A 20,152-nucleotide genomic window follows, 5' to 3' on the forward strand; every position below is an offset into this window, starting at 1 on the left:
CCTGCTCCATGTTCAATCATTTGCTCAGCCTGCTGATCTGGCTCCCCGTGGTGGGCGCCATCCCCGTGCTGCTCGCCGGTGCCGGCCGTCCCAACGCCGCGCGCTGGATCGCGCTGGCGGTGGCCGTGCTCACCTTCGTGCTCAGCCTCTACATGCTGCCGCTGTACAACGCGGCGGACGCGACCAAGCAGCTGGCCGAAAGCCATGTATGGATCGCCTCGCTCGGCGTCCACTACAACCTGGCGGTCGACGGCATTTCCATCGCCCTGATCCTGCTCACCTCGTTCGTGGGCATCCTGGTGATCGTGGGCGCGTGGGAGGTCATCCAGACCAACCCGCACCAGTACATGGCTGCCATGCTGGTGCTCGAAGGCTTGATGATCGGCGTGTTCTGCGCCACCGACGCGTTGCTGTTCTACGTGTTCTTCGAAGCCATGCTGATCCCGATGTTCATCCTCATCGGTGTCTGGGGCGGTCCGCGCCGCGTGTATGCGACGCTGAAGTTCTTCATCTACACGTTCTTCGGCTCCATCTTCATGCTGGTGGGCCTGATCTACCTGTACCTGAAGGCTGGTTCGTTCGACCTGGCCACGCTGGCGGCGCTGCCGCTGAGCATGAAGGAACAGACCTGGCTGTTCTTCGCCTTCCTCATCGCGTTTGCGGTGAAGGTGCCGATGGTGCCGGTGCACACCTGGTTGCCGGACGCCCACGTGGAAGCGCCCACCGGCGGTTCGGTGGTGCTGGCCGCGGTGATGCTGAAGATCGGCGGCTACGGTTTCCTGCGCTTCTCGCTGCCGATCACGCCTGACGCTGCCGACGCCTATGCGTGGGTGGTGATCACCCTGAGCCTGATTGCCGTGGTGTACATCGGCTACGTGGCGCTGGTGCAGGAGGACATGAAGAAGCTGGTGGCGTACTCGTCCGTGGCGCACATGGGCTTCGTCACCCTGGGCATCTTCATCACCTTCATGCTGGTGCGCGGTTCCAACAACCTGGATGCCGCCAAGCTGGGCATGCAGGGCGCGATGGTGCAGATGATTTCGCACGGCTTCATTTCGGGCGCGATGTTCTCGTGCATCGGCGTGCTGTACGACCGTCTGCATACGCGGCAGATCAAGGACTACGGCGGCGTCATCAACGTGATGCCGTGGTTCGGTTTCTTCTACGTGTTGTTTGCCATGGCCAACACCGGCATGCCGGGCACCAGCGGTTTCGTGGGCGAGTTCCAGGTCGTGCTGGCCGCGTTCCAGGCCAACCCGTGGATCGCGCTGTTCGCCGCCTTCACCCTGATCATCAGCGCGGCCTACACGCTGTTCATGGTCAAGCGCGTGATGTGGGGCGACATCACCAATCCGCATGTGGCCGAGATGAAGGACATCAACGGCCGCGAGTGGTTCGTGCTGACCGCGTTCGCCGCCGCCACGCTGGTGCTGGGCATCTGGCCGCAACCGCTGATCCATTTGATGGATTCGTCGGTGACGCAGCTGGTGACCCAGCTCGCCAACCACAAGATCTAAGCAGGACCGATCATGCCGACTTTCAATGACATTTTGATCCTGTTGCCGGAGTTCTATCTGGTGGCGGCGGCGTGTTTGCTGCTGCTGCTCGATGCCTTCATGAAGCCCGAGCAGCGCCCGCTGCTGCACTGGCTGTCGATTGCCGTGCTGCTGGTGGGCATCTACCTGGTCGTTGTCGGCCAGCCGAGCCAGACGGTCACCGCCTTCAATGGCATGTTCATCCGCGACGGGGTGTCGGAGATCCTCAAGGTCTTCGCGCTGCTGTCCACGGTGCTGGTGTTCTTCTACGCCAAGCCCTACCTGCAGGACCGCAAGCTGTTCGTCGGCGAGTTCTACACGCTGACCATTTTCGCGGTGATCGGCATCATGCTGCTGGTTTCGGCCGGCAACCTGATCATGGTGTACCTGGGCCTGGAGCTGCTGACGCTGTCGTCGTATGCGCTGGTCGCGCTCAACCGCGATTCGCGCCTGTCGTCGGAAGCGGCGATCAAGTACTTCGTGCTGGGTGCGCTGGCCTCGGGCATGCTGCTGTACGGCATGTCGATGGTCTACGGCGCCACCGGCACGCTGGACCTGGCGCGCCTGCACATGGCGGCCACGCAGACCGGCATGCCGCATCTGCTGGTGTTCGGCCTGATCTTCATGATCGTGGGCATCGGCTTCAAGCTGGGTGCCGCGCCGTTCCACATGTGGATCCCGGACGTCTACCAGGGCTCGCCGACGGCAGTGACGATCTTCATCGGTTCGGCGCCGAAACTGGCGGCGTTCGGCATGGCCTATCGCCTGCTGGCCTCGGGTCTGGGCGACCTGTCCCAGCATTGGCAGATCATGCTGGCCTGCCTGGCTGTGCTGTCGCTGGCGATCGGTAACCTGGTGGCCATCGTGCAGAGCAACCTCAAGCGCCTGCTGGCCTATTCGACCATCTCGCACATGGGTTATCTGCTGGTCGGCCTGGTCAATGCCGGTCCGGAAGGCTATGCCTCCTCGCTGTTCTATGCGATCAGCTACGCGATCACCAGCGCCGCGGCGTTCGGCGTGATCCTGGCGCTGGCGCGTGCCGGTTTCGAGTGCGAAGAGATCGACGATCTGAAGGGCCTCAACCAGCGCTCGCCGTGGGCTGCATTCCTGATGATGCTGGTGATGTTCTCGCTGGCCGGCGTGCCGCCGCTGTTCGGTTTCTTCGGCAAGCTGCTGGTGTTCCAGGCCGCGATCCACGCCGGCTTCCTGTGGCTGGCCATCGTCGGCGCGGTGTTCGCCATCATCGGCCTGTACTACTACCTGCGCGTGGTGAAGGTGATGTACTTCGACAAGCCGGTGGAGGGCACCGAGGTCTACCTGCAGAAGGACGTCTCGGTGCGCCTGGTACTGTCGTTGAACGTGCTGGCGCTGCTGGTCCTGGGCTTCGTCTGGGGTCCGCTGTTCGGTTGGTGCCAGAGCGTTTTCATCGGCTGACGAGCGGTTGATTTCTGCGCGTGACGGCCGCATTTCCGTCACGCTTTCTTTTCAGTCATGTGAAATTAGTTAGCGAAAAGGCTTGCAAGAATTCGGCCATCTCGCTAATCTTTGCGGACTCTGATGCGGGGTGGAGCAGTCTGGCAGCTCGTCGGGCTCATAACCCGAAGGTCGTAGGTTCGAATCCTACCCCCGCTACCAGATCTTTCTTAGAACAAGAAAGCCTCCTCGTGAGGCTTTTTTGTTGGGCGCAAGGAAGCGTCGCACGTGCGTCACAAGCCGCTTAGATGCTGGCTGCGCCCCAGGTGCCCCGAAAGAGTCTGGATGGGTCGGGACATCGGCGAGACGCTCTTTTTGGAGAGCATGGAATGGGCCGCTTGAGCCCATTTTTTGTTTCTGGCGATCGGTAACGGTAAAAAAATCATGGATACGCAGGCACTGGCTCAACGCTTTACCGAAGTTCTGGCCGATCTCGGCCTGGAATGCATCGGCGTGGAGTTCACCCCGTCGCAGGGGCAGAGTACCCTGCGTGTCTTCCTCGACATCGAAGGCCGCGAGATCAACGTCGAGGATTGCGAGGCGGCGAGCCGCGAAATCTCGGCGATGCTCGACGTGGAAGATCCGATCCCGGGTCATTACGTGTTGGAAGTGTCTTCGCCCGGCATCGATCGTCCGCTGTTCAGCGCGGCGCAGTTCGCCAAGGTGGCGGGTACGGAAGTGAAGATTTTGCTCAAGGCGCCCCTGGATGGGCGTCGCCGTTTGCGCGGCAAGGTAGTGTCGGTGGAGGGCGAGCGGATCTCGCTGGAAGCCGAAGGCAAGACCTTCGAGTTCGACCATGACGCCGTGGAAAGCGCGCGTGTGGTGCCCGACTGGGTAGCGCTCGGTTACGTGCCGCAGCCCAAGCCGGGAAAGAGCCCGGGCAAGAAGGCCACGAAGTAAATCCATTTCAAACCGATGGGGCGCCGGCGGCGTCTACGGAGTTGCTGCAATGAGCAAAGAACTTTTGCTGGTGGTTGACGCGGTTGCCAATGAAAAAGGCGTGCCGCGCGAAGTGATTTTCCAGGCGATGGAAGCCGCGCTCGCGTCCGCCGCCAAGAAGCGCTACCCGGATGAGGATCCGGATATCCGCGTGGTCATCGACCGCCACACCGGCGATTACGAGACCTTCCGTCGTTGGGAAATCATCGCCGACGACGGCGAGATGGAATCGCCGTATCACCAGGTGCGCCTGATGGACGCCGTCGACGAGCGCGAAGGCGCCGAAGTGGGCGAGTACATCGAGACGCAGATCGAGAACGCCGAATTCGGCCGCATCGCCGCGCAGGCCGCCAAGCAGGTGATCGTGCAGCGCGTGCGCGAAGCCGAGCGCATGCAAGTGGTCGACGCCTTCCGCGAGCGCGTGGGCGAGCTGGTCACCGGCATCGTCAAGCGCGTCGAGCGCGGCAACGTGTACCTGGACCTGGGCAGCAATGCCGAGGCCTTCATCCCGCGCGACCGCACCATTCCGCGCGAATCGGCCCGTGTCGGCGACCGCGTGCGCGGCTACCTCTACGAGGTGCGCTCGGAAGCCCGCGGTCCGCAGCTGTTCGTGTCGCGCGCCGCACCGGAATTCATGATCGAGCTGTTCAAGCTCGAAGTGCCGGAAGTGGGCCAGGGCCTGGTCGAGATCAAGGGTTGCGCCCGCGATCCGGGCGACCGCGCCAAGATCGCCGTGGTCGCGCACGACACCCGCACCGATCCCATCGGTGCCTGCATCGGCATGCGCGGTTCGCGCGTGCAGGCGGTGTCCAACGAGCTCAACGGTGAGCGCGTCGACATCATCCTGTGGCACGAGAACCAGGCCCAGTACGTCATCAATGCGATGGCGCCGGCCGAAGTGCAGTCGATCATCATGGACGAAGAGAAGCACTCCATGGACATCGCCGTGGCCGAGGACAAGCTGTCCCAGGCGATCGGTCGCGGTGGCCAGAACGTGCGCCTCGCCAGCAAGCTCACCGGCTGGCAGCTCAACGTGATGACGCAGGACCAGGTCGCCGCCAAGAGCGAGGCCGAGCAGGAATCCGCCCGCCAGCTGTTCATGGACAAGCTGGAAGTGGACCAGGAGATCGCCAACATCCTCGTGCAGGAAGGCTTCTCCAGCGTCGAAGAAATCGCCTACGTGCCGAGCGCCGAGCTGCTGGCCGTGGAAGGCTTCGACGAAGACATTGTTGAAGAGCTCCGCGCCCGCGCCCGCGACGCGCTGCTCACCGAAGCACTGGCGGTGGAAGAGGGCATCGACGAGCACCAGCCGTCCGATGAACTGCTGCACCTGCCGGGCATGGACGAGGCCACCGCGTTTGCGCTGGCGTCGCGTGAAGTGGTCTCGGTGGACGATCTGGCCGACCTCGCGGTTGATGACCTGATCGATATCGACGGCATGGACGAGGAACGCGCTGCGGCGCTGATCATGGCAGCGCGTGCGCCGATGATCGCTCGTCTGGAGAAAGGTGGCTAACCGCGGGCGGCAGCGCTCGGGATGAGCGCGCCGAGGAGGGCTGAGATGCCTTCCACCAGGGATGGGTTGGCTGTGCAGGCGAAGCCGCACGGACGTTAAGCGCGGGAACGGCGGAGAAAGAACACGATGTCGGACGTAACGATCAAACAACTTGCCAAGGTACTTGGCATGCCGGTGGACAGGCTGCTTGGGCAGCTGGCCGAAGCTGGCATGAAATTCTCCGATCCGGAGCAGATCATCAGCAGCACCGAGAAGGTGAAGCTGCTGGGCTTTCTGCGCCGTACCCATGGCAAGAGCGAAATCAGCCCCGCCGAGGCGGAGGACAGTTCGCCGCGCCAGATCACCCTCAAGCGCCGCAAGGTCAGCGAGCTGAAGGTCGCCACGCCCGGCGGCCGCGGTGCCGCGGCCAGCGCCAAGACGGTGAACGTCGAAGTGCGCGCCAAGCGGACCTATGTCAAGCGCAGCGTCATCGCCGAAGAGGCGGGCAACGACGTCGAGCGTGAAGACGCCGTGCGCAAGCTGCAGGAATCGCAGACCCAGCGCGACCACGAAGAAACCGAGCGCCTGGAGGCGGATCGCCGCCGCCAGGAAGAAGCTCAGCTGCGTGCCGAAGAGGCCCAGCGCCAGCGCGAGGCGGAAGAAGAACAGCGTCGCCAGCAGGCCGAGGCTGAAGCGGCCGCACGCGCCCAGGAACACCAGGCGCAGCAGGAGGCCGTGGAGGCCCCTGCCGCCGCCGAACCCGCATCGGCCGAGCCGGTCAGCGCCGCTGCTGCCGACAAGCAGGTGCCGGTCGAACAGCCGGTGCAGCGCATCGACCACAGCTCGCTCGGCATGATCGTGCCGACCATCCACGAGCCGCGTCGCCGCGAGAAGAAGGTGGTCGTGGTGGCCGCTCCGGCCCCCGCGCCGGCTCCTGCGGCCGCGCCCGCCGCTGCTGCCCCGCGCGCCCCTGGTGCCGCTCGACCCGTCGGCGCCCCAGGCGCTGGCGCGCCGGGCGCCGCTGGTGCCGCCGCGGCACCGGCAGGCAGCAACAACAAGACCCGTTATGCCCGCGAGCGCGAGGAAGGCCCCGGTGGCAAGCGCTTCGCGGCTGGCGAGATGCACCTGAGCGACGCCGATCGCGCGCGCCGCTCCAACAACAAGCGTGGCAAGCCGGGCCGTGGCCCGAGCCGCGATTCGTCGCGTTCCAGCTCGCCGGCCTCCAGCGGTCCGCACGGCTTCACCCGTCCCACCGCTGCGGTGGTGCGTGAAGTCGTCATCGGCGACAACAACGTGGTGGCCGATCTCGCAAACAAGATGGCGGTCAAGGGTTCGGAAGTGGTCAAGGCCCTCTTCAAGATGGGCGTGATGGCCACCATCAACCAGACCATCGACCACGACACCGCCGTGCTGGTGGTCGAGGAACTCGGCCACACGCCGGTGGCGGCGAGCGACAACAACGCCGAGGCCGCGCTGGCTGCGCACACGCAGAACGCCGAGCTCGAGGGCGAGAAGAAGCCGCGTCCGCCGGTGGTCACCATCATGGGCCACGTCGACCACGGCAAGACCTCCACGCTCGACTACATCCGTCGCACCAAGGTCGCCTCGGGCGAAGCCGGCGGCATCACCCAGCACATCGGTGCGTACCACGTGGAAACGCCCAAGGGCGTCATCACGTTCCTGGATACGCCAGGCCACGCCGCGTTCACCTCGATGCGTGCCCGCGGTGCCCAGTCCACCGATATCGTGGTGCTGGTGGTCGCGGCCGACGACGGCGTCATGCCGCAGACGGCCGAAGCCGTGCAGCATGCGCGCGCCGCCAAGGTGCCGCTGATCGTGGCGCTCAACAAGATGGATAAGTCCGACGCCAATCCGGACCACGTCAAGCAGGGTCTCGGCAATCTGGAAGTGATTCCGGAAGAGTGGGGCGGCGACACCCCGTTCGTGCCGATCTCGGCCAAGACCGGCATGGGCATCGACGACCTGCTCGACGCCATTTCGGTACAGGCCGAAGTGATGGAATTGACCGCCGTGGAAGATGGCCCCGCCTCGGGCGTGGTGATCGAATCGAGCCTCGACCGCGGTCGCGGTCCGGTGGCCACGGTGTTGGTGCAGCAGGGCACGCTCAAGCGCGGCGACTTCGTCGTCTGCGGCATCGAGTACGGCCGCATGCGTGCGCTGATCGACGAGAACGGCAAGACCGTGCAGGAAGCCGGTCCGTCGATTCCGGTGCAGGTGCTGGGTCTGTCCGGCGTGCCGGAAGCCGGTGACGACTTCGTGGTGGTGGCGGACGAACGCCTCGCCCGCGAAGTGGCCGCCGAGCGCCAGCTCAAGCGTCGCGAAACGCGCATGGTCAGCAAGGCCAACCGCCTTGAAGACATAATGGCGCAGATGGCCCAGGGCGCCGAGCAGCAGACGCTCAACATCCTGGTCAAGGCCGACGTGCAGGGTTCGGTGCAGGCACTGCGCGAATCGCTCAGCCAGATCGGTAACGAGAACGTGAAGGTCAACGTGATCGCGGCCGGCGTCGGCGGCATCACCGAGTCCGACGCGACGCTCGCCGCCGCCTCCAAGGCGCTGGTGATCGGCTTCAACGTCCGTGCGGATGCCTCGGCCCGCAAGGTGATCGACACCTCCGGTCTGGATGTCCGCTACTTCTCGATCATCTATGACGTGATCGACCAGGTGAAGCAGGCCGCTTCGGGTCTGCTGGGCAAGGAAGTGCGCGAGGAGATCATCGGCGTGGCGCAGGTCCGCGAGGTCTTCCGCAGCTCCAAGTTCGGCGCGGTGGCCGGTTGCATGGTCATCGAAGGCACGGTCAAGCGCAGCAAGCCGATCCGTGTGTTGCGCGACAACACCGTGGTCTTCCAGGGCGAACTGGAATCGCTGCGCCGCTTCAAGGATCTCGTCGACGAAGTGCGCAACGGCATGGAATGCGGTATCGCCGTGAAGCAGTACAACGACGTCAAGGTCGGCGACCAGATCGAATGCTTCGAGCGTATCGAGGTGGCCCGCACGCTGTAACGGTGGCCGGCCCGTGAATCGGGCCGTCACCCCAGTGGTGGTTTTATCGGCGGGCGGTGTGGACAACCACATCGCTCGCTTTGTTTTTCGGGTCTCGCCATGCCGGCGCGGCAATGCTCTTATTTGAAAAGCGCGTCCATGGATGGGCGCTTCTTGACTCTCGCGTTCATGGATGAGCGCAAAACTGAACAGTGCGGCCATGGGTGGCCGCTTTTTGATCCTCGCGTTCAAGGATGAACGCAAAAACTTAGGAGTGCGTCATGCCCTCACGCGATTTCAAACGTACCGACCGCGTCGGCGCTGAACTGCGCCGCGAACTGGCCCTGCTGGTCCACGCCGCCGTGCGCGATCACGGGCTGCCGTCCGTCAGCGTGTCCGACGTGGAAGTGACCCGCGATCTGGACTGGGCCACGGTATGGGTGACGGCCTTGCAGCCGGAGCGTTCCACCGAGGCGATGAAGGCGCTCAAGGAGCTGGCGGTGGAATTCCGCCGCGAGCTTTCGCGCTCGATGCGCCTGCGCCGCGTGCCGGAACTGCGCTTCAAGTACGACGATTCGGTCGACAAGGGCGAGCGCATCGAGACCCTGTTGCGCCAGGACGCTGCACGCGCGCCGGCAGCGGATGAGAAGGGCGACGGCGAGCAGGATTGAACGTTGTTCGAGTCCCGCCTCAACCTCAGCTGCCCCTCACCGTCATTCCGGCGCAGGCCGGAATCCAGTAGCGATGCGCAGGCTTGTCGCCACAGCCTGCACGCTCTGAAGCCTTGCGCAACAGCCCTTTGCCCGGGCTACTGGATTCCGGCCTGCGCCGGAACGACGGTGAGGGTGTAGGGAGCGCGTATGCCAGATCTTGAACAGGCTCCATGAACAAAACTCCCATGAAGCGGAAGATTCGTTTTCGCGACCTGCACGGCATCGTGTTGCTGGACAAGCCGCTGGGGTTGAGCTCCAACGCGGCGCTGCAGGCCGTTCGCAAAGGCATTTTCCAGGCGGAGAAGGGCGGCCACACCGGCGCGCTCGACCCGCTCGCCACCGGCCTGCTGCCGCTGTGCTTCGGCGAGGCGACCAAGATCGCCGGCATGCTGCTGGGCTCGCGCAAGGCCTATCTGGCCGAGTGCCGCCTGGGCGCCACCACCTCGACCGCGGATCTCGAGGGCGAGGTCGTGCTGGAGCGGCCGGTACCCCGGCTATCCGACGCCGATATCGAGGCCTCGCTGGCCAAGCTGCGCGGGCGCATCACCCAGGTCCCGCCGATCTATTCGGCCATCAAGATCGATGGCGAACCGCTCTACGTGAAAGCACGGCGCGGCGAGGCGGTGGATGTGCCGTCGCGCGAGGTGGAGGTCTACCGGCTGGAGGTGGTGTCCCGCACCGACGACACCCTCACGCTCTACGTGGAATGCGGCTCGGGCACCTATGTGCGCAGCCTGGCCGTCGACCTGGGCGAGGACCTGGGCTGCGGCGCGCACCTGACGGCGCTGCGGCGCCTCTGGGTCGAACCGTTCCGCGAGCCTGCCATGGTCACGCTGGAGCAACTGCAGGCGGCGCTGGAGCAGGGCGACGAGGCCTTGCTGCCGTTGCTGCTGCCGGTTTCGGCGGGCCTGGCCGACCTGCCGGCGATCCACCTGACCGCCGAACTCAGCCTGGCCGTCTCACAGGGGCAGCAGATTCCGCTGGATGCGTCGATGACCGGGCGGCTGTCGTTGTTCGCCGACGACGGCCGTCTGCTTGCCCTGGGCGAGGCCGTGGACGGAAAACTGTGCATCGTGCGGGGTTTTAACCTCGCGCCGGATGCCCGGGACAAACGCCCACTATGACGGTCTTGTTGTCACGGGCCTCCGGTCGTTACAATACGGAGCTTGTTTCAGAGTTTTCATTCATCTAGGCGAAGCTTGCGCAACGTCATGGCGTGACGTTGCGCAAGCTTCGCACCCGTTTTTTTAGGAAGATCTAACATGTCCCTTACCGCAGAACAGACCGGCAAAATCATCGCTGACTTCGGCCGCGTGCCGAACGACACGGGTTCGCCGGAAGTGCAGGTCGCCCTGCTGTCGGCCCGCATCGACCACCTCACCGACCATTTCAAGGCGCACAAGCAGGATCACCATTCCCGCCGCGGCCTGCTGAAGCTGGTCAACCAGCGCAAGCGCCTGCTTGCCTACCTGAAGGATCGTGACCTGGCTCGTTACCAGGGCCTGATCGAGCGCCTCGGCCTCCGTAGGTAATTTTTGCGTTCCTCCGTGAACGCAAAGATCAAAGCGGCCATCCATGGCCGCACTCTTCAAATATGGAAAACCAATGGCGAAAGTAACCAAGTCATTCCAGTTCGGTAATCACGAAGTCACACTGGAGACGGGCGAAATCGCCCGCCAGGCTTCCGGTGCCGTCATGGTCAGCATGGGCGGCACCGTGGTGCTGGTCACCGTGGTGGCCAACGCCAAGGCGAAGGAAGGTCAAGACTTCTTCCCGCTCACCGTCGACTACGTCGAGAAGTTCTACTCCGCGGGCCGTATCCCGGGTGGTTTCTTCAAGCGCGAAGGTCGCCCGACCGAGAAGGAGACGCTGACCTCGCGTCTGATCGATCGTCCGGTCCGCCCGCTGTTCCCGGAAGAGTTCAAGAACGAAGTGCAGGTCATCGCACAGGTCGTGTCGCTGAACCCGGAAATCGACGGCGACATCCCGGCCATGCTGGGCGCCTCCGCGGCGCTGAGCCTCGCCGGCATCCCGTTCAAGGGCCCGATCGGCGCTGCCCGCGTCGGTTACGCCAACGGCAAGTACCTGCTCAACCCGACCGCCACCGAGCTGAAGACCTCCGAGCTCGACCTGGTCGTCGCCGGTACGGCCAACGCCGTGCTGATGGTGGAATCGGAAGCCAAGCTGCTGTCCGAGGAAGTGATGCTCGGCGCCGTGGTGTTCGGTCACCAGCAGCTGCAGGTGGCCGTCCGCGCCATCGCTGAGCTGGCCACCGAGGCGGCTCGTCCGTCCATGGCATGGCAGGCTCCGGCCCGCAACGAAGCGCTCGTCGCCGCCCTCACGGGTGCCGTGGGCAACCAGCTCGAGGCCGCCTTCCAGGTGCGCGACAAGCTGCAGCGCCGCGATGCCATCTCCGCCATCAAGAGCGACGTGCTCGCCTCGCTGGCAAGCGACGCCGAAGCCAAGGGTTGGGACAAGGCCGAGCTCTCCAAGGAGTTCGCCGAGCTCGAATACCGCACCATGCGCGACGGCGTGCTGAAGACCAAGATCCGCATCGACGGCCGCAACCTGGACGACGTCCGCCCGATCACCGTCCGCGTCGGCGTGCTGCCGCGTACCCACGGCTCGGCGCTGTTCACCCGCGGCGAAACCCAGGCGCTGGTCGTGACCACGCTGGGCACTACCCGCGATGCGCAGATCATCGATGCGCCGGAAGGCGAGTCGAAGGATCCGTTCCTGTTCCACTACAACTTCCCCCCGTTCTCGGTCGGTGAAGCCGGTCGCTTCGGCGCGCCGAAGCGTCGCGAAATCGGCCACGGCCGTCTCGCCAAGCGCGGCGTGCAGGCGGTCAAGCCGAGCATCGAAGAATTCCCGTACGTGGTGCGCGTGGTCTCGGAAATCACCGAGTCCAACGGTTCCTCGTCGATGGCTTCGGTGTGCGGTTCGTCGCTGGCCATGATGGACGCGGGCGTCCCGCTGAAGTCGCCGGTCGCCGGTATTGCCATGGGTCTGGTCAAGGAAGGCAGCGACTTCGTCGTGCTGTCGGACATCCTGGGTGACGAAGATCACCTCGGCGACATGGACTTCAAGGTGGCCGGTAGCGCCGATGGCATCTCCGCGCTGCAGATGGACATCAAGATCGACGGCATCACCGAAGAGATCATGAAGGTGGCGCTGGAACAGGCCAAGCGTGGCCGTCTGCACATCCTCGGCGAAATGGCCAAGGTGATCAGCACCGCCCGCACCGAGATGAGCGAGTTCGCCCCGCGCCTGCTCACCATCAAGATCCATCCGGACAAGATCCGCGAAGTGATCGGCAAGGGTGGCGCGACCATCCGTTCGATCACCGAAGAGACCGGCACCACCATCGACATCAGCGATGACGGCACCGTGATCATCGCCTCGGTCAACCGCGAAGCGGCCAACGCCGCCAAGGCGCGCATCGAGCAGATCGTCTCCGACGTCGAGCCGGGCCGCATCTACGAAGGCAAGGTCGCCAAGTTGATGGACTTCGGCGCGTTCGTGACCATCATGCCGGGCAAGGACGGCCTGGTGCACGTCTCGCAGATCTCCAGCGAGCGCGTGGAAAAGGTCTCCGACAAGCTGAAGGAAGGCGATATCGTCAAGGTCAAGGTGCTCGAAGTGGACAAGCAGGGCCGTATCCGCCTGTCCATGAAGGCCGTGACGGAAGACGAAGGCGCCAGCGTCTAAGTCCTCGCTCCAGCGTTCAAGCAAAAGCCCGGCGAAAGCCGGGCTTTTGTTTTTTCAGAGGCGGGAATGATCGGGAGAGGTAAGGCCACTCTTAGCTCGTCATTCCGACCTGCGCCGGAATGACGAAACCGCCAGCATGACTGCCCGCTGATGCTGCGCTGCGACTTCGTCCGAATTCCTGCCGGACTAATGCGCTTTTTGCGTCTGGCGCAACAGGCTTTTGCTACGATGCCCTGAGTATGAAGAGGATGCAGGCATGGCCGATCAGGCAACTGACTTTCTGAAGGATTACCAGTCGATGGCGCAGCAATCCTGGGACGCCTGGACCCGTTACCTGCAGCAGCATTCGGCCTCCTCGACGCCCTTCGGCGCAACCGCCTCGCCATTCGGCCCGGCCGCCACCGGCGACGACCTGATGGCGCGCAGCATGGCCGCCCTCAAGGGTTATGGCGACTGGCTGCAGGGCGCCGTCGGCAGCGGTCTCGGCCAGGGGCCGGCCGACTGGCAGCAGTCGTTGCAGCAGCTTTTTTCGAACCTGGGCGGCCAGCCGTTCGGGCATGCGTTCGCCAGCATCGACAGCGAGGCGGCGAAGAGCTTCGCGCAGATGTGGCAGGGCTGGATGCAGTCCAATCCGCCGAACTTCGGCGGCATGAAGTTCGATGTCGAGCACATGGCCGCGTTCGGCTACACGCGCGAACGCCAGCGTTTGCAGCAGGCGCTGGCGGCCGCCATGCAGAATTACTCCGAGTGGGCCGGCAAGTACCAGTCGCTGATCCAGCGCGCCAACAGCGAAGGCTTCGAGCGCCTGCAGGCCAAGCTGGCCGGCTTCGCCGATTCATCCAAGCAGATCGAATCGCTCAAGGCGCTCTACGACCTGTGGGTGGACGCGGCGGAAGAGGCCTATGCGCAGATCGCGCTGTCGGAAGAATTCCGCCAGGCCTATGGCGAAATGGTCAACGCGCAGGGCCGCGTGCGCCAGTTGCAGCAGCAACAGCTCGAAGCGTTGTGCCGCGACATGGGTGTGCCCACGCGCAGCGAAGTGAGTGCGCTCGGCAAGCGCATGCATGAGTTGCGCCGCGAAGTGCGTGAAGGCCATGCGCCGCAGGGCAACGACGAAGTGGCGGCCTTGCGCGCCGAAGTGGCCGCGCTCAAGCGCCAGCTCGCGGGCAAGCCCGAGGCCGTCAAACCGGTCGAGAAGAAACCGGCGCCGCGCAAGCGCGCGACCGAAAGCATCGACGTCAGCGGCTCGAAGAAGACCTCTGCCGTGGCCGCGCGCAAGACGGTAGCGCGCAACGTCAAGCGCACGCGCAAGTAAGGAGTTTCCATGCATCCCCCGCTACGCCTCGATCCGGCGGCCCTGATGGGCGAAATCACCGCCTTCCAGCGCAAGCTGGCCGCCGGCATGGACAACCTCAAGCATCAGCTCGAGCCCGAATACGCCAATACGCCGCGCGAGCTGGTGTACCGAGAGGACAAACTCTCGGTGTGGCGCATGAAGGGGCAGGGCAAGCCGACGGCGAAGACGCCGACGCTGATCGTCTATGCGTTGGTCAACACCGTCTGGATGACCGACCTGCAGGAAGATCGCTCGATGGTGCGCAACCTGCTCGAGCAGGGCGAGGACATCTACCTGCTCGATTGGGGTTATCCCGATGCGGCCGATCGCTGGCTCGGGCTCGACGACTACATCAACGGTTATCTCGATCGTTGCGTGGATGCCGTGTGCAAGCAGGCCGGCGTGGATGCGATCAACCTGCTCGGCATCTGCCAGGGCGGCACGTTCTCGCTCTGCTACACGGCGACGCACGGCGAGAAGGTGAAGAACCTGATCACCATGGTGACGCCGGTCGATTTCCAGACGCCCGACAACATGCTCTCGAGCTGGTCGCAGCATATGGACGTCGATTTGTTCGTCGACACCATGGGCAATATTCCCGCCGAGCTGCTCAACTGGGTCTATCTCACGCTGAAGCCGGTGCGCTTGAACCAGCAGAAGTACGTGGGCCTGGTCGACATCCTGGACAACCCGAAAGAGCTGCAGAATTTCCTGCGCATGGAACGCTGGATCTTCGACTCGCCCGATCAGGCGGGCGAAGCGTTCCGCGAGTTCATCAAGGAGTTCTATCAGCAGAACAAGCTGATCAAGGGCGACCTGATCATCGGCGGCAAGCCGGTGGACCTGGGCATGATCAGCCATCCCGTGCTGAATATTTTCGCCGAGCAGGATCACCTGGTGCCGCCGGATGCCTCGCGTGCGCTGGAGCGCCATGTGGGCAGTGCCGACTACACGCAGATCGCGTTCAAGGGCGGCCATATCGGCATCTACGTTTCGGGCCGCGCGCAACGCGAAGTGCCGCCGGCCATCCATCAATGGCTCAGTACGAGAGACTGAATTTTCCACCGGCACTCAAACAGGGAATGAGCATGCAAAGACGTCTGCATCGATCGTTGACGGACCGGAAACTGGCCGGCGTCTGTGGTGGTATCGCCGAGTACCTCGGCTGGGATCCGACGCTGGTGCGTGTGCTCTGGATCGTGCTCACCTTCCTCGGTGGCTCGGGCATCCTGGCCTATCTGATTCTCTGGCTGGTCATGCCCGACGGCCCCTGATCTCGCGGCAGGCGCGTTGGTGCGCCGCCGACCTTCCTCTTTATCGCTTGGCGTTTTGTTCTATGGACTACGACCGTTACGACCGCATCCGTGCCGTGCAATGGCAGGGTGATCATCTCCGTTTGCTCGATCAGCGCCTGCTGCCGCAGGAAGAACGCTGGATCGACTGCGCCAACGCCGCCGACGTGACGCAGGCTATCAAGGATCTCGCCGTGCGCGGTGCGCCGGCCATCGGCATCGCCGCTGCCTGGGGCGTGGTATTGGCCGCCAAGCAAGGCCAGCCGCTGGAACCGGCGCTGGCGATGCTGCGCGCCGCGCGTCCCACCGCGGTCAATTTGATGTGGGCGCTGGATCGCATGAAGGCGCGCATCGCCGCGGGCGCCGATGCCGCTCCGCTCGAACGCGAAGCGCAGGCGATCCAGGACGAAGACCTCGCTGCCAATCGCCATATGGGCGAACTGGGCGCCGCGCTGATCGCTCCGCACTCCGGCGTGCTGACTCACTGCAACACGGGTTCGCTGGCGACGGCCGGTTTCGGCACGGCGCTCGGCGTGATTCGCGCCGGTGTGGCCGGTGGCCGCATCCAGCAGGTGTTTGCGGGCGAAACGCGACCGTGGCAGCAGGGTGCACGCCTGACCATGTGGGAACTGGTGCGCGACGGCATTCCCGCCAAGCTGATCGCCGACTCCGCCGCGTCGCATCTGATGCGCTCGGGTGCGGTGCAGTGGGTGATCGTGGGTGCCGATCGCATCGCCGCCAATGGCGATACGGCCAACAAGATCGGCACGTATCAGCTCGCCATTGCCGCGCGCCATCACGGCGTGAAGTTCATGGTGGTGGCACCGTCGTCGACGGTCGACATGGCCACGGCGTCGGGCGAAGACATCGAGATCGAACTGCGCGATTCGGCCGAGCTGCTTGCAGTGGCGGGTCGTCGCACGGTGGTGGAAGGCGCGGATGCGTGGAATCCGGTGTTCGACGTGACGCCGGCCGACCTCATCGATGCCATCGTCACCGAGCGCGGCGTGATCGAGCGCCCGACCGCCAAGGCCATGCAGGCGCTTTTTGGTCGATGAAGCTGTCCCGGCAATTCTTCCTGTTCACCATCGGCGGCGTCATCGGCTTCGTCGTTGACGCCGGCCTCGCCCAGGCCCTGGTGAGCTGGTGCGAGTGGAACGCCTACTACGCACGCCTGGTTTCCATCCCGGTGGCGGCCACCGCCACCTGGCTGTGGAATCGCCAGCAGACCTTCAAGAACAACGGCAGCGGGCGCGGCCTGTTCTCCGAATGGCTGCACTGGATGGCGCTGATGGGCGTGGGTGCGCTGGTCAATTACGGCACCTATGCGGCGCTTTTGGTGGCCTTTCCGATGCTCCACCACTGGCCTGCGATCGCCACTGCCGGCGGCTCGTTCGTGGCGGCCGTGTTCAATTTTTCGACGGCGCGCCTGATGCTTTTCAAAGGCGCCAAAACGTCCGTATAACTTATTGATTTTTCTAGTGAAAATACTGTGAATCCCACGCCAAACGTGGTACACTTCACAGGTTATCTCAAGGTTGCCCGCGCCTGGTTCCAGGGGGAGCGCGCAGGGGCCCTCACTTCATCATGGAAGCCGATTGATGGCAGAACTCGCCAAAGAAGTCATTCGCGTCAACATCGAAGACGAAATGCGTCAGAGCTACCTCGATTACGCCATGAGCGTGATCGTGGGACGCGCTCTTCCGGATGTCCGCGATGGCTTGAAGCCGGTACATCGTCGCGTTCTGTTCGCCATGAACGAACTGGGCAATGCATGGAACAAGCCCTATAAGAAATCGGCCCGCGTGGTCGGTGACGTCATCGGTAAATACCATCCGCACGGCGATTCGTCGGTGTACGACGCGATCGTCCGCATGGCCCAGCCGTTCTCGCTGCGCTACATGCTGGTCGATGGTCAGGGTAACTTCGGTTCGGTCGACGGCGACAACGCGGCAGCGATGCGATACACCGAGGTGCGCATGTCGCGCCTCACGCAGGAACTGCTCGCCGACATCGACAAGGACACCGTCGACTTCGGCCCCAACTATGACGAAAGCGAACACGAACCGCTGGTGTTGCCCACTCGCGTACCGAACCTGCTGATCAACGGTTCGGCCGGTATTGCCGTGGGCATGGCCACCAACGTGCCGCCGCACAATCTCACCGAAGTGGTCTCGGCCACCATCGCGCTGATCGACGAGCCGACGCTGTCGATCGACGACCTGATGCATTACATCCCCGGTCCGGATTTCCCGACCGCGGGCATCATCAACGGTTCGTCGGGCATCATCGAGGCGTATCGTACCGGTCGCGGCCGCATCCTGGTGCGCGCGCGCACCGAGATCGAAACCGAGCCGAACGGCCGTGAGACGATCCTCATCCACGAGCTGCCGTACCAGGTCAACAAGGCCCGCCTGATCGAGAAGATCGCCGAGCTGGTCAAGGAAAAGAAGCTCGAAGGCATCAGCGAACTGCGTGATGAGTCCGACAAGGACGGCATGCGCGTGGTCATCGAGATCCGTCGCGATTCGATGGCCGACGTGGTGCTCAACAACCTGTTCCAGCAGACCCAACTGCAGGTCACGTTCGGCATCAACATGGTCGCGCTGTTGGACGGCCAACCGCGTCTGTTGAACCTCAAGGACATCCTCGAGGCGTTCATCCGCCACCGCCGTGAAGTGGTGACGCGCCGTACCATCTTCGATCTGCGCAAGGCTCGTGCCCGCGCGCATATCCTCGAAGGCTTGACGGTTGCGCTGGCCAACATCGACGAGATGATCGAGTTGATCCGCACGTCCGCGTCGCCGGCCGAAGCGCGCGAGCGCATGCTGGCGCGCAAGTGGCAGCCGGGTATGGTCGCCACGCTGCTGGAAGCGGCAGGTGCGGAATCCTCGCGCCCGGAAGACATGGATCCGCGCGAAGGCCTCAAGGCCGAGGGCTACCAGTTGTCCGAAGTGCAGGCGCAGGAAATCCTCGCCATGCGCCTGCATCGCCTCACCGGCCTGGAGCAGGAAAAGCTGTCCGACGAGTACCGCCAGGTGCTGGAGACCATTCGTGGTCTGATCGAGATCCTGGAAGACCCGGCGCGCCTGCTCACCGTGATCCGCGATGAGCTGGAAGCCGTGAAGGAAGAGTTCGGCGACAAGCGTCGCACCGAAATCCAGCATTCGCAGGAAGACCTCAACGTCCTCGACCTGATCGCGCCGGAAGACGTGGTGGTCACGCTGTCGCACACCGGTTACGTGAAGCGCCAGCCGGCCAGCACGTATCGTGCGCAGCGTCGTGGCGGCAAGGGCCGTTCGGCCTCCGCGCTGAAGGACGAGGATTTCGTCGAGCAGCTGTGGGTGGTCAACACCCATGACACGTTGCTGACTTTTACCAGCACCGGTCGCGTGTACTGGCTCAACGTGTACCAGATGCCGGAATCCGGCCCGAACGCACGTGGCAAGCCAATGGTGAACCTGCTGCCGCTGGGTCCGGGCGAGAAGGTGCAGGCGGTACTGCCGGTACGCGAGTACACCGAGGACCAGTTCGTGTTCTTCGCCACCAAGCAGGGCACGGTGAAGAAGACGCCGCTTACCGAGTTCGCGTTCCAGCTGCAGAAGGGCAAGATCGCCATCAACCTCGACGAGGGCGATGCGCTGGTCAACGTCGCGCTCACTGGCGGCAACAGCGATGTGCTGCTGTTCGCGTCGAACGGCAAGACGGTGCGCTTCGACGAATCCGAAGTGCGCTCGATGGGCCGTACGGCCACCGGCGTGCGCGGCATCAAGCTGGGCGAAGGCGCTGAAGTGGTCTCGCTGATCGTGGCGGCCGAGGGCGACATCCTCACCGCAACCCAGCGCGGCTACGGCAAGCGCACCACGCTCGACGAGTTCCCGAAGAAGGGACGCGGTACGCAGGGTGTCATCGGCATCCAGTGTTCCGAGCGCAACGGCAATCTGGTCGCTGCCATCCAGGCCAGCGAAGCGCATGAGCTGATGCTGATCTCCGACCAGGGCACGCTGGTGCGTACCCGTGTGGCGGAAGTCTCGCAGCTGGGTCGCAACACCCAGGGCGTGACGCTGATTCGCCTGCCGGCCGACGAGAAGCTGGTGAGCGTGGTGCGTCTCGATGCGGAAGTGGAAAACGGCGAAGGCGAGGGTGAAGAAGGCCCGGTCGATGCCGCTCCGGAGGCACCTGCCGACGGCGAGTGATCCTTGCTTGCTTCGTAAAGAAGAAACCCGGCTACGGCCGGGTTTCTTTTTGCATCCGATTAGCCCGGCGTGACTTCGACCGAATCCACGCGCGTACCGTAGAACGCCAGGTAATCCTTGATCGGCGTCACCGGGTCGTACGGATGTTCATACGTCCATACCGCATTCGTGCCGCGGTCCCCCGCGGAGGGAATGCTGTAGTAGGACGCGTCGCCCTTGTACGGGCAATAGGTGTGATGCTCCGTGCGTTCCAGCAGCGACATATCCACGTCGTCGCGCGGGATGTAGTGCACGACGGGATAGCTCGCTTCCTGCAGGCTCAGCGAACGCCGGGTGTCGGCCACCACACGGTCCGCGACCCGCACCACCACATGATCGTTGCTCGGTTTCACCTCGATCGGATGATCGGGTCCGGGAATGCGCTGAACTCGGCTGGACATGGCATGGCTCCGCTTGCAT

General features: G+C 64.0%; 16 protein-coding genes and 1 tRNA gene. 16 read left to right on the forward strand and 1 reads right to left on the reverse strand.

The window, feature by feature from the left end; genetic code table 11:
• Positions 1-8 precede the first annotated feature (8 nt).
• The 16 genes from ISP20_RS02960 (at position 9) to gyrA (ending at position 19,693) form a co-directional block, all read left to right on the forward strand.
• Positions 9-1,517, forward strand: a complete 1,509-nt coding sequence (locus tag ISP20_RS02960) for an NADH-quinone oxidoreductase subunit M (RefSeq protein ID WP_204634553.1) — start codon at positions 9-11, stop codon at positions 1,515-1,517.
• Between the two features lie 12 nt (positions 1,518-1,529).
• The gene (gene nuoN, locus ISP20_RS02965) at positions 1,530-2,969 is read left to right on the forward strand and encodes an NADH-quinone oxidoreductase subunit NuoN (protein ID WP_204634554.1); all 1,440 of its coding nucleotides are present in this window, start codon (positions 1,530-1,532) and stop codon (positions 2,967-2,969) included.
• A 124-nt stretch (positions 2,970-3,093) separates the two neighbouring features.
• Positions 3,094-3,170 (forward strand) — tRNA-Met (locus tag ISP20_RS02970).
• Between the two features lie 222 nt (positions 3,171-3,392).
• Entirely contained in the window at positions 3,393-3,908 is a 516-nt protein-coding gene (locus ISP20_RS02975; protein WP_204634555.1) for a ribosome maturation factor RimP, read from the forward strand.
• 49 nt (positions 3,909-3,957) lie between these two features.
• Entirely contained in the window at positions 3,958-5,463 is a 1,506-nt protein-coding gene (gene nusA / locus ISP20_RS02980; protein ID WP_204634556.1) for a transcription termination factor NusA, read from the forward strand.
• A 126-nt stretch (positions 5,464-5,589) separates the two neighbouring features.
• On the forward strand, positions 5,590-8,466 hold the full coding sequence (gene infB, locus ISP20_RS02985) for a translation initiation factor IF-2 (RefSeq protein ID WP_204634557.1): 2,877 nt from the start codon (positions 5,590-5,592) through the stop codon (positions 8,464-8,466).
• A 260-nt stretch (positions 8,467-8,726) separates the two neighbouring features.
• Complete coding sequence (gene rbfA, locus ISP20_RS02990; RefSeq protein ID WP_204634558.1) at positions 8,727-9,116, forward strand: 30S ribosome-binding factor RbfA; 390 nt, start codon at positions 8,727-8,729, stop codon at positions 9,114-9,116.
• A 227-nt stretch (positions 9,117-9,343) separates the two neighbouring features.
• A complete protein-coding gene (gene truB, locus ISP20_RS02995; RefSeq protein ID WP_425490757.1) occupies positions 9,344-10,282 on the forward strand; it encodes a tRNA pseudouridine(55) synthase TruB in 939 nt (312 codons plus the stop codon).
• Positions 10,283-10,420: 138 nt separating this feature from the next.
• Positions 10,421-10,690 carry a 30S ribosomal protein S15 gene (gene rpsO, locus ISP20_RS03000; protein WP_019464706.1) on the forward strand — a complete coding sequence of 90 codons (270 nt, stop codon included), beginning with the start codon at positions 10,421-10,423 and terminating at the stop codon, positions 10,688-10,690.
• Between the two features lie 73 nt (positions 10,691-10,763).
• Complete coding sequence (pnp, locus tag ISP20_RS03005; protein WP_204634560.1) at positions 10,764-12,869, forward strand: polyribonucleotide nucleotidyltransferase; 2,106 nt, start codon at positions 10,764-10,766, stop codon at positions 12,867-12,869.
• A 256-nt stretch (positions 12,870-13,125) separates the two neighbouring features.
• The gene (locus ISP20_RS03010; RefSeq protein ID WP_204634561.1) at positions 13,126-14,184 is read left to right on the forward strand and encodes a poly(R)-hydroxyalkanoic acid synthase subunit PhaE; all 1,059 of its coding nucleotides are present in this window, start codon (positions 13,126-13,128) and stop codon (positions 14,182-14,184) included.
• Between the two features lie 9 nt (positions 14,185-14,193).
• Positions 14,194-15,261 carry a class III poly(R)-hydroxyalkanoic acid synthase subunit PhaC gene (locus ISP20_RS03015; RefSeq protein WP_204634562.1) on the forward strand — a complete coding sequence of 356 codons (1,068 nt, stop codon included), beginning with the start codon at positions 14,194-14,196 and terminating at the stop codon, positions 15,259-15,261.
• 32 nt (positions 15,262-15,293) lie between these two features.
• The gene (locus ISP20_RS03020) at positions 15,294-15,479 is read left to right on the forward strand and encodes a PspC domain-containing protein (protein WP_204634563.1); all 186 of its coding nucleotides are present in this window, start codon (positions 15,294-15,296) and stop codon (positions 15,477-15,479) included.
• A gap of 62 nt (positions 15,480-15,541) precedes the next feature.
• Positions 15,542-16,555 carry an S-methyl-5-thioribose-1-phosphate isomerase gene (gene mtnA / locus ISP20_RS03025; protein WP_204634564.1) on the forward strand — a complete coding sequence of 338 codons (1,014 nt, stop codon included), beginning with the start codon at positions 15,542-15,544 and terminating at the stop codon, positions 16,553-16,555.
• Positions 16,552-16,962: a GtrA family protein gene (locus tag ISP20_RS03030; protein WP_204634565.1), complete on the forward strand. Its 411-nt coding sequence runs from the start codon at positions 16,552-16,554 to the stop codon at positions 16,960-16,962. The genes mtnA and ISP20_RS03030 overlap by 4 nt, the downstream gene beginning before the upstream one ends.
• 136 nt (positions 16,963-17,098) lie before the next feature.
• The gene (gyrA, locus tag ISP20_RS03035; protein WP_204634566.1) at positions 17,099-19,693 is read left to right on the forward strand and encodes a DNA gyrase subunit A; all 2,595 of its coding nucleotides are present in this window, start codon (positions 17,099-17,101) and stop codon (positions 19,691-19,693) included.
• Between the two features lie 59 nt (positions 19,694-19,752).
• Here the strand turns inward: gyrA and ISP20_RS03040 are convergent, their stop codons facing one another.
• Complete coding sequence (locus tag ISP20_RS03040) at positions 19,753-20,133, reverse strand: DUF427 domain-containing protein (protein ID WP_204634567.1); 381 nt, start codon at positions 20,131-20,133, stop codon at positions 19,753-19,755.
• Positions 20,134-20,152 lie beyond the last annotated feature (19 nt).

Origin of the sequence: Dyella kyungheensis (assembly GCF_016905005.1) — a bacterium.
GTDB classification, from domain to species: domain Bacteria; phylum Pseudomonadota; class Gammaproteobacteria; order Xanthomonadales; family Rhodanobacteraceae; genus Dyella; species Dyella kyungheensis.